The organism is Barnesiella viscericola DSM 18177 (assembly GCF_000512915.1).
GTDB classification, from domain to species: Bacteria; Bacteroidota; Bacteroidia; order Bacteroidales; family Barnesiellaceae; genus Barnesiella; species Barnesiella viscericola.
Genome location: NZ_CP007034.1, coordinates 2,317,124 through 2,331,889 on the forward strand (window position 1 = coordinate 2,317,124; position 14,766 = coordinate 2,331,889).

Below are 14,766 nucleotides of genomic sequence, written 5' to 3' on the forward strand. Positions count from 1 at the left end.
GGGACACCTCCTTTCTCTTTTCTGGCGGGCTGTTGTTATTGAGCCAAAGCCTCTTTGATGGCTTGGAGAACCAGTGGCTCAATGAGCTTGTAGCCTTCGAGCGAGGGGTGGGCCGTGTCGATGCGGTAGGCTTCGTTCAGACCCTTCTGGTCGTCGACCAGTGCCGAGTGATAGTCGGCATAGGGAATGTGGTTGGCATCGGCATAGGCCTTGATCTGCCGGTTCAGTTCGATGAGGGTGTCGGCCGGTTTAAGTTCGGGTATCCAGTAGAAGTGGTTGGAGGGGAGCACCGAGCAGAGCACCACTTTGATGCCGTTGGCCCGAGCCAGCTCTACCATCGACTTGATATTGTCCATAATCATTTTTAGGCTCGACGGCCCGGTGTTGCCGGCCACGTCGTTGGCGCCGCCCAGAATCACCACCGCCTTGGGCGAGAGGTCGATTACATCTTGGCGGAACCGCAGCAGCATCTGCGGGGTGGTCTGCCCGTTGATACCCCGGCCGATGAAGTGGTTGGAGGTGAAAAATTCGGGATCCTTCTCGGTCCACCCCTGCGTTCCCGAGTCGCCCATAAAGACCACCCAATCGATGCGGGCGTCGTCGGGGTCGCTCTGGCGAGCCTCCATGAGGGTGGCGTTGGCTTCGCGGTAGCAGTTCAGGTTGGGCCAGTCCTGGGCTGCACATTCGGGCACGAAGGCTCCGGCCAGCAGCAGGGCCGATACGAAAAACTTGGCACTTGTTTTCATGGGTATTTTGTCTTGTAAATGAAAAGTACACCCCCGCGATGGGGAGTGTACTTGTGTGAATGAACTTCTAATGGTGCGTGTCGATTTAATAGGCGAAGATGGGATAGTCCTTCATCATGCCGTTGACCTTCTCGCGCACGGCCTTGATAACCGATTCGCTTTCGGGGTTGGAGAGCACGGTGTCGATGAGTTCGACAATCTCGAGCATCATATCCTCTTTGGCGCCGCGGGTCGTGATGGCCGGTGTACCTACGCGGATACCCGAGGTCTGGAAGGGCGAACGGCTGTCGAACGGTACCATGTTTTTGTTGACCGTGATGTCGGCCTGTACCAGAGCTTTCTCGGCCACCTTGCCGGTGAGTTCGGGGAACTTCGTGCGCAGGTCGATGAGCATGCAGTGGTTGTCGGTACCGTTGGAGATAATCTTGTAGCCTTTGTCCATGAAGGCTTGGGCCATGACGGCGGCATTCTTCTTCACCTGAGTCTGGTAGTCGATGTACTCGGGTTGCAGGGCCTCGCCGAACGATACGGCTTTGGCGGCAATCACGTGTTCGAGCGGGCCGCCTTGTACGCCGGGGAATACGGCCGAGTCGAGCAGGGCCGACATCTTCTTGATTTCGCCTTTGGGCGTCTTTTTGCCCCAGGGGTTATCAAAGTCTTTGCCCATCAAGATGATGCCGCCGCGGGGACCGCGCAGGGTTTTGTGGGTGGTCGAGGTGACGATGTGGGCATATTTGAGCGGGTTGTCGAGCAGACCGGCGGCGATGAGGCCGGCGGGGTGGGCCATGTCGATCATCAGGAGGGCGCCGATTTCGTCGGCAATCTTACGCATGCGGGCATAGTCCCATTCGCGGGAGTAGGCCGAGGCACCACCGATGATGAGTTTGGGGCGCTCGCGCAGAGCCACCTCTTCCATCATGTCGTAGTCGACGTAGCCGGTATCTTCGCGCACGCTGTATTCGAGCGGGTGGAACATCAGGCCCGAGAAGTTGACGGGGCTCCCGTGCGAGAGGTGACCGCCGTGCGAGAGGTTCAGTCCCAGGAACTTGTCGCCCGGGTTGAGCACGGCCATGAATACGGCCATGTTGGCCTGGGCCCCCGAGTGCGGTTGAACGTTGGCCCACTCGGCGTTGAACAGTTTCTTGACGCGGTCGATGGCCACCTGTTCGCTCTGGTCTACCACCTCGCAACCGCCGTAGTAGCGTTTGCCGGGATAACCCTCGGCATACTTGTTGGTGAGGCAGGAGCCCATGGCTTGCATCACTTGTTCGCTGACAAAGTTTTCAGAGGCAATCAATTCGATACCCTTACGTTGTCGTTGATTCTCTTTTTCGATAATGTCGAAAATGATGTTGTCTCTTTTCATGTGTTGTTGTGTATTAAAGTATTTTTACCATAAATATCCTATTGAGATGCTCAACTCGTTGATGGCTCGGGAGAGTTTTACCTGTCCCGTGGTGTTGTCGAGCCCGATGTTGAACGACTGGTCTTTCGAGTTGCGTATGCAGTAGGCATACCGGAAGTCGATGTAGAGGTGTCCGATGGTGGTGCTCAATCCGCCCACGGCATAGAACGAGAAGCTGTTGGGCTTGTCGTTGTAGACCAGGTTGCGCGACACGTTGCCCGAGGTGTTGATGCGGCTGGTCTCGTTGCAGATGTAGGAGACGCGGGGCCCGGCAAAGAGGTTCATCAGGAAAGGCCCGTGCTTGGTGATGTTGTAGCCGTAGAGCACGGGAACATCGACGGCGTAGGCCGAGGTGTTGATCTTGTCCAGCCCGTGGTCGGGGTTGTAGAGCCGCGTGTGCGACTGGTGCATGCCTACCTCCAACTGTATGTAGTGGCGCTTGATGTTGTACCGGCCAATGAAGGAACCTGTGAGTCCCAAACTTGACTCTGAGTCGGACTCGTCGACAGGGGTGCCGTCGAGCGACATGTGACGTATGTCGACCAGCGGAGCATTCACGCCGAGTCTGATACCCCAGTTGAACCGCTTGCTCACGTTCAGTTCCTTGACTTGGGCTTGCGTGGCGAGGGCAAACGACAGGGCGATGCAGATAGCCGGGACCAGTCTCTTCATGCGCGTTACTTGTTTTTCTTTTGAACCGACCAGCCGAATTTCCCTATCTCGCGCCCCATTTCGTAGTAGTGTCCGTGCGAGTAGACCAGTAGGTTGGCCTTCTGCATGTCGAAGGCACCGGTGGCGGGGTCGATGTACTTGTCGTCGGCCAGCAGGTTGACCACGTCGGCGATAAACATGTCGTGCGACCCCAGGCGGACAATCTCGCGGGCCTTGCACTCGATGCAGAGGGGCGACTCTTCGACGTAGGGTGCCTGTACGATTTGGGCTTTGCGGGGGGTGAGCCCCGTCTGCTCGAACTTGTTGTAGTTCTTTCCCGAGTTGACGCCGCACCAGTCGGTGGCACGAGCCATGCCGACCGTAGTGAGGTTGATGACAAACTCCATGTTCTTGCGCAGAATCTCGTAGGAGTATCGCTCGGGACGTATCGAGACGTAGCACATGGGCGGATTGGTGCATATCGTTCCCACCCAGCTGACGGTGAGCAGGTTGTACTCATCGGGGGTGCTGCCGCAACTCACCAGTACGGCGGGCAGCGGGTAGATGGTGGTCCCGGGTTTCCAGTTCTGTTTCATATCGGGGCTGGGGTTAGCAGATTTCTATTTCGTCTTTCGATACCGAGCGCTCGCAGTAGTGGCACTTGACCTGAATGTTCACCTTGTCGGTCACGTGGAAGATGGTCTCCATCGGCTCGTTGTTGGTGATGCACTTGGGGTTGTTGCAGCGAATGATACCATGCACTACGTCGGGGAGCGATACCTTGTATTTCTCGGTCACCTGGTAGTCGTGAATAATATTGATCTGGGCTTCGGGAGCCACCAGGGCAATCTTGTTCAGTTCCTCTTCCTTGAAGAAGCAGTCGGCCACCTTGATGATACCCTTCCGGCCTATTTTCTTGCTGACCAGATTGTTGCCGATGGTTATGCTGTTGGGACAGTTTTCGAGACCCAGGATAGAGACCACCTTGAAAAGCTGGTTCGAGGGAATGTGGTCGATCACCGTTCCGTTTTCGAGGGCTGCTACTTTTAATTCTTTCTTTTCGACGTTCATGATTTTCAAAATGGTGAGGGGGTTAAACTTCGATTCCTAATACTTTGCAGATGATGGCCTGCCGGGCATACAGTCCGTTTTTGGCCTGTTGGAAATAGTAGGCCTTGGGGTTGCTGTCGACGTCGTAGGAAATTTCGTTGACACGGGGCAGGGGGTGCAGCACCCGCAGGTTCTCCTTGCTGTGTTCGAGCATGCTGTTGCGCAAGGTGTAGACGTTCTTTACCTTTTCATACTCCATGAGGTCGGTGAACCGCTCGCGTTGCACGCGGGTCATGTACAGAATATCGGCCTGGTTGATGACCTCCTCGGAAAACTCGGTGTGCTCGTAGTAGGGTATGTGGTGTTGCTCGCAGAAGATTTTGTATTCGATGGGCATCTTCAACTCGTCGGGGGCGACGAAGTGGAAGGTGGGGTTGAAATGCGACATGGCCATGAGCAGCGAGTGGACCGTGCGGCCATATTTCAGGTCGCCCACCATCGTGATGTTCAGGTTCGAGAGCGTGCCTTGTGTCTTGTAGATCGAGTAGAGGTCGAGCATCGTCTGCGACGGGTGCTGGTTGGCACCGTCGCCGGCGTTGATGACGGGTACCGACGAGATTTCGGAGGCGTAGCGGGCCGCCCCTTCGAGGTGGTGGCGCATGATAATCAGGTCGACATAGTTGCTCACCATCATGATGGTGTCTTTCAAGGTCTCGCCCTTCGACGAGCTGGTAGTGCTGGCGTCGGAAAATCCGATTACTCTCCCTCCCAGCCGGTTGACAGCCGTCTCAAAACTGAGCCGCGTGCGGGTGGAGGGCTCGAAAAAGAGCGTGGCCACCACTTTGCCTTCCAGTAGTCTCTGATTGGGGTTGGCCTCGAATCGGCTTGCTTTTTGGAGCAGGTCCAGAATTTCTTCTTTTGAAAAATCGGTAATAGATACTAAACTCTCACGTTTCATCGTCGGTATGATTTGTTTATAGGTTACAAATGCGGTTGTCAACGAAAAAGCCAACACGACAATGACTGTCACGCTGGCTTGCTATTCGGTTGGTGTGGACGGGAACATGCGCTCGGGCATCTCGTGGAAATGCCTTTGCAATAATGGATTATATGTATCTTCCCGCCACTTCATTTGGTTAAGCAAAGATAGTAAAAAAAGGGCGAAAGCCAAAGTGTTTAGCCATAAAAAATATTCTTTATAAATCTGCAATATGCAGGCGAATGAAATATATTTGCTACCTTTGCTTTGCGAATTGGCTTTAAAGGATTTACCGGGCATGTCCCCGATGCCTGAAACGCCGCAGAGAACAGGAAAGTAATGAAAGTGGATAGGATTAAAAAAGCGTTCGGAGATACCTCTCGCGTGATTAAATATATGTGGATTGCCTTCGGTGCCCTGGTGGTATTGGCGGTGATTGCCTTTGCCATGATTGCCTGGGGGTGGATTGGCTATATGCCGCCCATCGAGGATATGGAGAATCCCAAGGACAAGTTTGCCTCGGAAATCTATTCGTCCGACATGGAGGTATTGGGCCGTTTCTACCAGAGCAAGAGCAATCGGGTGTATGTGCACTACGACGAAATATCGCCCTACCTGGTCAATGCCCTTATCGCCACCGAGGATATTCGTTTCAAGGATCACTCGGGTATCGATGTAAAGGCGCTGTTCAGGGCCTTCATCAAGCGGGGCCTTCTCTTCCAGAAGAGTGCCGGCGGCGGCAGTACCATCACCCAGCAGCTGGCCAAGTTGCTCTATTCGCCCAGTGCCGACAATATCGTGGAGCGTCTTTTCCAGAAGCCGCAGGAGTGGGTCATTGCCGTGCAGCTCGAACGGTTCTACACCAAGGAAGAGATTGTGAACATGTATCTCAACCATTTCGATTTCCTCAACAATGCGGTGGGTATCCAGTCGGCCGCCTACATCTATTTTCACACCACCCCCGACAAATTGAAAATCGAGGAGGCCGCCACGCTGGTGGGCATGTGCAAGAACCCCTCGTATTACAATCCGCGCCGTTTCAACGAGCGTACCCGCGGCCGTCGCAACACGGTGCTGGACCAGATGTATAAGGCTAAATACATTACCAAGGCCGAACGCGACTCGTTGCAGGCTCTGCCGCTGGAACTGCACTACACGCGAGTTGACCACAAGGAGGGGTTGGCTCCCTATTTCAGAGAGCAGCTGCGGTTGATGATGACCGCCAAGAAACCCGTGCGGTCGGACTATCGCGGCTGGGAAGCGCAACAGTTTGTCGACGACTCCATCGCCTGGGCCACCAATCCGCTGTATGGCTGGTGCGAGAAGAATCGCAAGGCCGACGGCTCGAAATACAACATCTATACCGACGGACTCAAAATCTATACCACCATCGACTCGCGCATGCAGCGCTATGCCGAGGAGGCTGTCGAGGAGCACTTGGGTCACTACCTGCAACCCCGCTTCTTTGCCGAGAAGAAGGGTCGCAGCTACGCTCCCTTCTCCCGCAGCATTACCAAGGAGGAGCGGGAGGCCATTCTCGACCGGGCCATGAAACAGTCCGACCGCTATCGCTCGATGAAACAGTCGGGCGTGAGCGAGGAGAAAATCAAGCAGGCCTTCCAGACTCCGGTCGAGATGCAGGTATTCTCCTACGACGGCATGATCGACACGATTATGTCGCCCATGGATTCGATTCGCTATCAGAAGTCGTTCCTGCGCACGGGCTTCATGTCGATGGACCCCCATACCGGGCATGTAAAGGCCTATGTGGGCGGCCCCGATTTTGAACATTTCCAATACAACATGGTGTCGGTGGGACGTCGGCAAATCGGGTCGACCGTGAAGCCCTTCCTCTACACCCTGGCCATGGAAGAGGGTTTCACCCCCTGCGATATGTTCCTGAACGAGCAGCCCACGCTCATCACCGAGACCGGGCAGGCCTGGTCGCCCCGCAACTCGTCAAAGGCGAGGGTAGGCGAGATGGTGACGTTGCGCTGGGGGTTGGCCAACTCGAACAACTGGATTTCGGCCCGGTTGATGGATAAACTCTCGCCCTCGTCGCTGGCCCGGCTCATGCACTCGTTTGGAATCAAGAATAAAATCGACGAGGTGGTCTCGCTCTGTCTGGGACCGGTCGATGTATCGGTCGAGGAGATGGTGACGGCCTACACGGCATTCTCGAACAAAGGGGTGCGGGTCGACCCCCTCTATGTCACACGCATAGAAGACAACTTGGGCAATGTCATCTCTGAGTTCTCCCCTTCGATGACCGAGGTGTTCAGCGAGCAGGCCTACTACCGCATCTTACCCATGTTGCGTGACGTAATCGACCACGGAACCGGCGGCCGTGTGCGCTATCGCTACGGTATCACGGCTCCCATGGGAGGCAAGACGGGTACGACCAACAACAACTCCGACGGTTGGTTCATGGGCTTTACCCCCGACTTGGTTTCGGGCGTGTGGGTAGGCGGCGAGGATCGGTCGATACACTTCGACGGCATGGCCGACGGACAGGGTGCCAGCATGGCCCTGCCCATCTACGGACTCTATATGCAGAAGGTCTATGCCGATCCCGAGTTGGGCTATTCGCAGACGAGCGATTTTGAAATACCGGCCGAATATGCCGATCCGTGCAGCGGTGGTTCGTATGTGGAAGAGCCGGTGCAAGCGCCTCCGATGGAGAGCATCGAGGGTATATTCGATTGATTGATAAAAGGCTATTAAACAGTTAGGGGCGAAGTCTTCTCCGCCCCTAATTGTTTTTTTATTACCACCTCGCGCCTTTACAGCGTATCGTTTTTGAGTTGAATTCCCTTGATGTGTTTGACAAAGTCCTTGCTGGTCAAATATTTGCCCAGGTACAGGGCGTGGTTGCTGTTGTGCATGTCGCTGCCCAGGTAGTCGACCAGATGTTTTGCAACCAGCCATTCGGCAGCCTCTCTCGACGACTTGTTGTAGTAACCGGCGAGAGAGAGCAGGTTGACTTGAAATTCACACCCGTGGTCGTGCAGCTCCTGATAGATTTTTTTATCCGCGGAATAGTAGGCATATCGCTCGGGGTGGGCCAGGATAGGCGCGTATCCTTTCAGTTGCAAGTCGAAGATGAGCTCCTTGATATTCCAGAAAGGTTGCAGAAAGGAGTTCTCGATGAGGATATGGTTGCCCGGCATGGGCATGATTTCGTTGCGTTGCAGCAGGTTCAGGAAATTGTCGTCCATGCGGTATTCGGCCGAATAGCTCAGTTGTATTCCGATTTCTCCAAATTCGGGCTCACGGGTGAGCCGCTCGTAGGCATCGCCCACCGTTTGCGGGGTGTTTTCAAACGTGGCTTCGGTCACGTGAGGGGTGGCAATCACCTTTTCGATGCCCCATTCATGTACTTGCCGCAGCAGCGGCAAGGCGTGTTCGGTGTCGGGAGCCCCGTCGTCGATTCCCGGTAACAGGTGGCAGTGAACCTCTGTTGTATAGGGGAATAGGGGTTTGGGAGCCGTTGTCTTATGAAAGAAATTAAACATATGAAAACGGAATAAAGTTTCATTTACCCGACAAAAGTACGCTTTTTCCTTTGATAATAAGTTAAATAATATTATATTTGTATGATTAAATCATGTAATGTAGAAAAATAGTAACACCTATTAAATCAGATTGCTATGCCAAAAAAATTGAAAATTCGAGATCTTACCCTTCGTGATGGGCAACAATCTTTGTTCGCCACTCGTCTTACTCAGGAGCAGATAAATCGGGTATTACCCTATTATAAGGATGCCGGTTTCTTTGCCATGGAAGTTTGGGGCGGTGCAGTACCCGATTCGGTGATGCGCTATTTGAACGAGAGTCCGTGGACTCGCCTCAAAACCATTAGCGATGCTATTGGTGGTGCTTCGTATTTGACCGCTCTTTCGCGTGGCCGCAATTTGTTTGGATACGCACCTTATCCCGATTCGGTACTCGACGGATTCTACCGCGAGGCTGTTGCCAACGGCTTGGGAATCATGCGTATATTTGATGCCCTCAACGACTTGAACAACGTGAAATCGTCGGTCGAGAAGATAAATGCCGTGGGTGCCATCTCCGATGGTGCCGTGTGCTATACGGTCGACCCGCATTATACCATCACCTTTATGGATCGGGTGAAAGCCCTCTTCGGCAAGAAGTTGCCCAAGCCCATCTTTACCGATGAATACTTTGTAGAGAAGGCTCTCGGTTTTGAAAAGCTGGGTGCCAAGATGGTGACCTTGAAAGATATGGCCGGTCTGGTTAATCCTGCCCGGGTGGCCTCGCTGATGCCGAAACTGAAAAAGGCCTTGAAGGTGCCCGTCGATTTCCACACCCACTGTACGCCTGGTTACGGTCTGGCCTCGTCGTTGATGGCTGTCATTCACGGGGTCGACATTCTCGATACCAACATCTGGTACTTTGGTGGCGGTTCGGCAGCTCCGGCTATCGAGTTGCTCTACATCTTCTGCCAGAAACTGGGTGTAGAGATGGAGGTCAACATGGCTGCCGTGAGCAAGATACGTGCCGAGTTGCTGGGTATCCGCCGCGAGTTGGCCGCTTACGACTTGAAGAAAGATGCCTTCCCCATCGCCTTCGACCCGCTTATCGACAAGTTGCCCGACAACATCGACAAACTCTTCGATACCGCTATCGATGCCGCCAAGCGCAACGACGAGCCTGCTCTGCTCGATGCTTGCCACGCTATCGAAGACTATTTCGGATTCCCCAAACCCAACGAACTGGTGAAAGAGGCCGAGGTTCCCGGCGGTATGTACTCCAACATGGTGGCCCAGTTGAAGCAGCTCAAAGCCGAGCATGTGCTCGACGACGCCATGAAGTTGATTCCGAAGGTTCGTTCCGATGCCGGTTTGGTGCCTCTGGTTACGCCTACCAGCCAAATCGTAGGTAGCCAGGCCGTAAGTTGTGCCCTCGACCGTCTGAAAGGCAACCCCGAATATACGACGGTTTCCAACCAGTTCAAAGCCTTGGTAAAAGGTGAGTACGGCAAGACCCCGGTTCCCGTCGATCCCAAATTCCGCGAGAAGATTACCGGCAGTCCCGTTGAGACTCCCTATGACACCAACTCCTACAAAGCTCCCGAGAATCCCGTTCTGCCCGAGTTCGGTGGCGTGAAACTGGCCGAGAACGAGCAGGAGTATCTGTTGCTCGAACTCTTCCCCAACGTCGCTACCACCTATCTGAAAGGGGTACGTGCTGCCGAATACGAAGCCAAGAAACCGGCCGCCGAGGCTGTGAAGGAAGAGGTCAAGGAGGCTGCTCCCGTAGAGCCCATTACCGGTCCTACCATCGATGCTCCCATGGGAGGTAAGGTGGTTGAAATCAAGGTGAAAGCCGGTGACCAGGTGAAGAAGGACGACGTGGTGCTCGTGTATGAGGCCATGAAGATGGAGAACGATATTCTCTCGACCATGAACGGTACCGTGAAACGTGTTCTGGTAAAAGAGAACGACGTGGTAGGTACCAACGAACCGTTGATTGAGTTTGAATAAGTCGCACGTGAAACGTGAAAAATAGAGCTCCGGCCGGTGCCATGAGGCATTCGGCCGGACTTTTTTTAGAAAAAGTGGCGCAAATATTTTTCTAAATGGAAAGTTATCCCTACATTTGCAAGCCATTACGAAAAAATCACGCTACCAACGTGAACATTTGATAATATAATAAAAGACGATATAACAATGAAAAAAGGAATCCATCCTGATAACTACCGTCCCGTAGTTTTCAAAGACATGTCGAACGAAGAAATCTTTATCACCCGTTCAACCGTAGCCGCCAAAGAGACAATCGAAATTGATGGCGTTACCTATCCTTTGGTAAAGCTGGAAATCACCAGTTCTTCACACCCCTTCTTCACCGGTAAACAGAAACTCGTGGATACCGCAGGTCGTGTGGACAAGTTCATGAGCCGTTATGGCAATCGCAAGAAATAATTGACGTTTCAGTTATATGTTTGAGTCTGTGCCCCGATTGCAGAATCGGGGCACATTTTTTTTCTCTCTGGGGGAAGAGAGGAGGATAGGAGAGTGGAGCGTGGGGGAGAGCGGTGCCTGTATCCCCCGGTGTGTGGTGCAGTCAGGTCGCCTTCGACAAACTCTCCCGGTTTTCGGCCTATTGCGATTCGTTGACAAATGATGTATCTTTGTCGGGTCAAGAAAGAATAAGTCCATGGAGAAGAAGCGTTTCAGCCTCACCGATCGAGCCCGCAGTTTCAAGTATGCGGGGCGGGGAATAGCCCGATTGATAAGCCGCGAACACAATGCGTGGATACACTGTTTTGTCGCCGTGTGTGTGGTGTTGGTCGGGTTGTGGTTGGGGCTCTCGACACTCGAATGGGCTGCCGTCGTTCTGTGCATCGGCGCCGTGCTGGCTGCCGAGGGCATCAACTCGGCCATCGAGGCCTTGTGCGACCGGGTGTCGCCCGGCTACGACGAGGCTATCAAGCATGCCAAGGACCTGGCTGCCGGGGCCGTACTCATATTGGCCACGATGTCGGTCGTCGTGGGTCTGCTGATTTTCATTCCCAAGTTTATTGCTTTATGGTCGTGATGTGCAAGCAGATTACCCTTGTTCTGCTGTCGCTGCTGATTGCCGGGTTGCCCCTGCGGGCCGAGGGTGTGAGCCGGAGTCGCGAAGCGGTGGAGTTGTCGAGCGACGTGCTGCTGGTGGCAATGCCGGTAGCCACAGCCACCACCATGCTGGTGATGAAAGACTGGACCGGTTTCAAACAGGCTGCTCTGACGGGAGTCACGACACTGGGGGCCACCTATCTGCTCAAATTTGCCGTACATAAAAAACGTCCCGACGGCAGCAACAACCTCTCGTTCCCTTCGGGACACACTTCGATAACTTTTGCCAATGCTGCATTTGTGCAACGCCGCTACGGGTGGGCATGGGGTGCTCCGGCCTATGCCGTGGCCGCCTATGTGGGTTGGGCCCGCACCTATGCCCGCAGACACGACTGGTGGGACGTGGCCGCCGGAGCCCTGATTGGTGCCGGTAGCGCCTATATCTATACCCGTCCTTTTGCTCGGGACAACAAGCTGGTCATTTCGCCCGTCTCCGACGGGAACTCCTTCGGGGTGTATGCCTCGCTCGTCTTCTGACTGTTCCCCGCTCCAACCCGCTCTAAACGCTCTTCCCTCGCATGCCCTTGGCGGGGGCGCATGGACCGGGCAGGAGGGTGCGATTTCCCTGTCTTTTCTCTTTTCCTGTTTCTGCTTTTGTTGCTGCTCCTGCTTTTGCTCGACTCTCTTCGGTATCTCCCCAATGTCGCATTTGGGTTGGACAAAAAAGAACCCGCCGGGACATTCGACAAGAGTGTCCCGGCGGGTGATATTGTATGAAAGGGGCTTTTCGGTTAGCCTCCGAAGTTGTCGTACATGAGGTTCTCTTCGGGCACGCCCAAATCCCACAACATCTTCTCGACGGCCTTCGACATGGGGCCGGGGCCACACATGTAGTACTCGATATCCTCGGGAGCCTCGTGGTCCTTCAAGTAGGTGTTGTAGATAACCTGATGAACAAATCCCGGGGTATATTTCACGCCGGCAGCATCGGCAGCCGGGTCGGGACGGTCGAGAGCCAAGTGGAACGAGAAGTTGGGGAACTCCTTTTCCAGTTCGAGGAAATCGTTCAGGTAGAACACCTCGTTGAGAGCACGTGCACCGTAGAAGTAGGACATCTTGCGGTCGGTCGTGTGGAGCGTCTTGGTCATGTGCATGATTTGCGAGCGCAGCGGAGCCATACCGGCACCCCCGCCGATCCACAGCATTTCGCGCTTCGAGTTGAAGATGGGGTGGAAGTCGCCGTAAGGGCCGCTCATGATAACCTTGTCGCCCGGTTTCAGCGTGTAGATATAGGACGAGGCGATACCCGGCATCACATCTTGGAATCCCACCTGGGGTTTCGGTTTGAAGGGCGGCGTAGCGATACGCACGGTGAGCATGATGCGGTCGCCCTCGGCCGGGTAGTTGGCCATGGAGTAGGCGCGAATCGTCGGCTCGGTGTTCTTGCATTTGAGGCTGAACAAGCCGAATTTTTCCCACGAGGGCAGGTATTCGTCGCCGATGAGGCTCTTGTCGATATCCTTGTCGTAGTCCATCTCGAAGGTAGGAATCTTGATTTGGGCATAGGAACCGGGGATAAAGTTCATGTGTTCGCCGGGGGGCAGAGCCACGATAAACTCTTTGATGAAGGTAGCCACGTTTTTGTTTGAGATTACCTCGCACTCCCACTCTTTCACACCCAGAACCGACTCGGGAACCACGATTTTCATGTCGTTTTTCACCTTCACCTGGCAACCCAGTCGCCAGTGGTTCATCTGTTGCTTGCGCGAGAAGTGCACCTGCTCGGTGGGCAGAATCTCACCGCCTCCTTCCAGTACCTGGCAGCGGCACTGTCCGCACGAACCGCCTCCGCCACAGGCCGAGGGGAGGAATATCTTCTCGTTGGCCAGGGTGCTGAGCAGGCTGCCGCCCGTGTCGACCTCGACCTTCTTGTCGTCGTTGATGGTGATGACCGCCTTGCCCGACGGTACCAGGTATTTCTTGGCGATGAGCAGAATCACTACCAGCAGGAGCGACACGCCCAGGAATAAAACAATACTCGATATGATTGTTGTTGACATGGAACTGATTGCTAATAACATCGTGACCCTCCTATTAAAGTTTGATTCCTAAAAAGCTCATGAAGGCAATACCCATCAGGCCGGTGATGATGAACGTGATGCCGATGCCCCGCAACGGTGCCGGTATGTTGGAGTAGCTGAGCTTCTCGCGAATGGCCGCCAGGCAGACGATAGCAAGCAACCAGCCCAATCCCGAGCCGATGCCGTAGACGGTGGCGCTCGTTACCGAGGGGAAGTTGCGCTGCTGCATGAAGAGCGAGCCACCCAAGATGGCGCAGTTCACGGCGATAAGCGGCAGGAAGATACCCAGCGAAGCGTAGAGCGAAGGCGAGTATTTCTCGACAAACATCTCGACCAACTGCACCATCGAGGCGATGATGGCGATAAACATGATGAGGCTCAGGAAGCTCAGGTCGAGCTGGGCAAATTCGGGACCCAGCCATTTCAAGGCGCCGGCTTTGAGCACATAGGTTTCGAGCAGATAGTTGACCGGCAGGGTGATGGCCAGCACGAAGGTGACGGCGATACCCAGACCGAATGCCGTTTTCACGTTCTTCGATACGGCCAGGTAGGAGCACATACCGAGGAAGTAGGCAAATATCATGTTGTCTATGAAGATAGACCTGACGAACAGATTTAGATTTTCCATATATCAGTAGCTTATCGCGGTTTCTTATTGTTGCAAATCTTTGTTGCGGGAGCGGTGTACCCAGATGATACAGGCCACGGTGATGAGCGCCATGGGGGGGAGTATCATCAACCCGTTGTTCTGGTAGCCCCAGTCATACAGTTGTTGGGGAATAACCTGGTAGCCGAACAGCGTGCCCGAGCCCAACAGCTCCCTGAAAAAGGCGACGATAACCAGAATGATGCCGTAGCCTACACCGTTGCCCACGCCGTCGAGAAACGACTCCCAGGGCTTGTGGCTCAGCGCGAAGGCTTCGAGACGCCCCATAAGGATACAGTTGGTGATGATGAGCCCCACGAATACCGAGAGCTGCTTGCTCACCTGGTACATGTAGGCTTTGAGCACCTGGTCTACGATAATTACCAGAGCCGCTACCACGACCAGTTGCACGATGATGCGTATGCTGTTGGGAATGGTGTTGCGCAGCAGCGAGATAATGACGTTGGCGAAAGCGACAACGGCCGTCACCGACACGGCCATGACAAGGGCCGGTTCGAGTTTTGCCGTTACGGCCAGGGCCGAGCAGATACCCAATATCTGTACGATTACCGGGTTGTTCTTGGAGAGTGGCCCCAAAAGTATCTCTTTATTCTTTTTTGACAACAT

General features: G+C 54.3%; 15 protein-coding genes. 5 read left to right on the forward strand and 10 right to left on the reverse strand.

Going from position 1 to position 14,766, the window contains the following annotated elements; genetic code table 11:
- Positions 1–35 precede the first annotated feature (35 nt).
- The 6 genes from BARVI_RS09495 to pyrB form a co-directional block, all read right to left on the reverse strand.
- Positions 36–746 carry an SGNH/GDSL hydrolase family protein gene (locus BARVI_RS09495; protein ID WP_025279017.1) on the reverse strand — a complete coding sequence of 237 codons (711 nt, stop codon included), beginning with the start codon at positions 744–746 and terminating at the stop codon, positions 36–38.
- An 85-nt stretch (positions 747–831) separates the two neighbouring features.
- A complete protein-coding gene (gene glyA, locus BARVI_RS09500; RefSeq protein WP_025279018.1) occupies positions 832–2,112 on the reverse strand; it encodes a serine hydroxymethyltransferase in 1,281 nt (426 codons plus the stop codon).
- Positions 2,113–2,136: 24 nt separating this feature from the next.
- On the reverse strand, positions 2,137–2,823 hold the full coding sequence (locus BARVI_RS09505; protein ID WP_025279019.1) for a porin family protein: 687 nt from the start codon (positions 2,821–2,823) through the stop codon (positions 2,137–2,139).
- 5 nt (positions 2,824–2,828) lie between these two features.
- Entirely contained in the window at positions 2,829–3,398 is a 570-nt protein-coding gene (locus BARVI_RS09510) for a flavin reductase family protein (protein WP_025279020.1), read from the reverse strand.
- Between the two features lie 13 nt (positions 3,399–3,411).
- Positions 3,412–3,873 (reverse strand): aspartate carbamoyltransferase regulatory subunit, encoded by a 462-nt coding sequence (gene pyrI, locus BARVI_RS09515; protein ID WP_025279021.1) that lies wholly within the window; start codon positions 3,871–3,873, stop codon positions 3,412–3,414.
- 22 nt (positions 3,874–3,895) lie between these two features.
- Entirely contained in the window at positions 3,896–4,810 is a 915-nt protein-coding gene (gene pyrB / locus BARVI_RS09520) for an aspartate carbamoyltransferase (protein ID WP_025279022.1), read from the reverse strand.
- A gap of 417 nt (positions 4,811–5,227) precedes the next feature.
- Between pyrB and BARVI_RS09525 the strand changes: the two genes are divergently transcribed.
- Positions 5,228–7,537, forward strand: a complete 2,310-nt coding sequence (locus BARVI_RS09525) for a transglycosylase domain-containing protein (RefSeq protein WP_051401117.1) — start codon at positions 5,228–5,230, stop codon at positions 7,535–7,537.
- A 77-nt stretch (positions 7,538–7,614) separates the two neighbouring features.
- On the opposite strand, the gene BARVI_RS09530 is transcribed toward BARVI_RS09525, so the two are convergent.
- Positions 7,615–8,346: a tyrosine-protein phosphatase gene (locus tag BARVI_RS09530; RefSeq protein ID WP_025279024.1), complete on the reverse strand. Its 732-nt coding sequence runs from the start codon at positions 8,344–8,346 to the stop codon at positions 7,615–7,617.
- Between the two features lie 135 nt (positions 8,347–8,481).
- Between BARVI_RS09530 and BARVI_RS09535 the strand changes: the two genes are divergently transcribed.
- The 4 genes from BARVI_RS09535 to BARVI_RS09550 all read left to right on the forward strand — a co-directional run bounded on the left by BARVI_RS09535 (position 8,482) and on the right by BARVI_RS09550 (position 11,949).
- Positions 8,482–10,338, forward strand: a complete 1,857-nt coding sequence (locus BARVI_RS09535; RefSeq protein ID WP_025279025.1) for a biotin/lipoyl-containing protein — start codon at positions 8,482–8,484, stop codon at positions 10,336–10,338.
- Between the two features lie 186 nt (positions 10,339–10,524).
- Positions 10,525–10,776 (forward strand): type B 50S ribosomal protein L31, encoded by a 252-nt coding sequence (locus BARVI_RS09540; protein ID WP_008862566.1) that lies wholly within the window; start codon positions 10,525–10,527, stop codon positions 10,774–10,776.
- A gap of 235 nt (positions 10,777–11,011) precedes the next feature.
- Positions 11,012–11,392, forward strand: coding sequence for a diacylglycerol kinase family protein (locus BARVI_RS09545; RefSeq protein ID WP_025279026.1), 381 nt, complete (start codon positions 11,012–11,014; stop codon positions 11,390–11,392).
- Positions 11,392–11,949, forward strand: a complete 558-nt coding sequence (locus tag BARVI_RS09550; protein ID WP_157232615.1) for a phosphatase PAP2 family protein — start codon at positions 11,392–11,394, stop codon at positions 11,947–11,949. Before BARVI_RS09545 ends, BARVI_RS09550 begins: the two co-directional genes overlap by 1 nt.
- A 254-nt stretch (positions 11,950–12,203) precedes the next feature.
- Here BARVI_RS09550 and nqrF read toward each other — a convergent pair whose 3' ends face one another.
- From nqrF to BARVI_RS09570, 3 genes are read right to left on the reverse strand one after another with little or no spacing between them, the layout of a single operon-like run.
- A complete protein-coding gene (gene nqrF, locus BARVI_RS09560) occupies positions 12,204–13,472 on the reverse strand; it encodes an NADH:ubiquinone reductase (Na(+)-transporting) subunit F (RefSeq protein ID WP_025279029.1) in 1,269 nt (422 codons plus the stop codon).
- Between the two features lie 34 nt (positions 13,473–13,506).
- Positions 13,507–14,121, reverse strand: a complete 615-nt coding sequence (gene nqrE, locus BARVI_RS09565; RefSeq protein ID WP_025279030.1) for an NADH:ubiquinone reductase (Na(+)-transporting) subunit E — start codon at positions 14,119–14,121, stop codon at positions 13,507–13,509.
- Between the two features lie 24 nt (positions 14,122–14,145).
- A complete protein-coding gene (locus BARVI_RS09570) occupies positions 14,146–14,766 on the reverse strand; it encodes an NADH:ubiquinone reductase (Na(+)-transporting) subunit D (RefSeq protein ID WP_025279031.1) in 621 nt (206 codons plus the stop codon).

Coding starts and splice junctions, on each gene's coding strand:
- pyrB (WP_025279022.1), bottom strand. CDS start 4,810: ATGAAACGTGAGAGTTTAGTATCTATTACCGATTTTTCAAAAGAAGAA.
- BARVI_RS09550 (WP_157232615.1), top strand. CDS start 11,392: ATGTGCAAGCAGATTACCCTTGTTCTGCTGTCGCTGCTGATTGCCGGG.
- BARVI_RS09540 (WP_008862566.1), top strand. CDS start 10,525: ATGAAAAAAGGAATCCATCCTGATAACTACCGTCCCGTAGTTTTCAAA.
- glyA (WP_025279018.1), bottom strand. CDS start 2,112: ATGAAAAGAGACAACATCATTTTCGACATTATCGAAAAAGAGAATCAA.
- pyrI (WP_025279021.1), bottom strand. CDS start 3,873: ATGAACGTCGAAAAGAAAGAATTAAAAGTAGCAGCCCTCGAAAACGGA.
- BARVI_RS09545 (WP_025279026.1), top strand. CDS start 11,012: ATGGAGAAGAAGCGTTTCAGCCTCACCGATCGAGCCCGCAGTTTCAAG.
- BARVI_RS09495 (WP_025279017.1), bottom strand. CDS start 746: ATGAAAACAAGTGCCAAGTTTTTCGTATCGGCCCTGCTGCTGGCCGGA.
- BARVI_RS09525 (WP_051401117.1), top strand. CDS start 5,228: ATGTGGATTGCCTTCGGTGCCCTGGTGGTATTGGCGGTGATTGCCTTT.
- BARVI_RS09510 (WP_025279020.1), bottom strand. CDS start 3,398: ATGAAACAGAACTGGAAACCCGGGACCACCATCTACCCGCTGCCCGCC.
- BARVI_RS09505 (WP_025279019.1), bottom strand. CDS start 2,823: ATGAAGAGACTGGTCCCGGCTATCTGCATCGCCCTGTCGTTTGCCCTC.
- nqrF (WP_025279029.1), bottom strand. CDS start 13,472: ATGTCAACAACAATCATATCGAGTATTGTTTTATTCCTGGGCGTGTCG.
- BARVI_RS09530 (WP_025279024.1), bottom strand. CDS start 8,346: ATGTTTAATTTCTTTCATAAGACAACGGCTCCCAAACCCCTATTCCCC.
- nqrE (WP_025279030.1), bottom strand. CDS start 14,121: ATGGAAAATCTAAATCTGTTCGTCAGGTCTATCTTCATAGACAACATG.
- BARVI_RS09535 (WP_025279025.1), top strand. CDS start 8,482: ATGCCAAAAAAATTGAAAATTCGAGATCTTACCCTTCGTGATGGGCAA.
- BARVI_RS09570 (WP_025279031.1), bottom strand. CDS start 14,766: ATGTTGTCAAAAAAGAATAAAGAGATACTTTTGGGGCCACTCTCCAAG.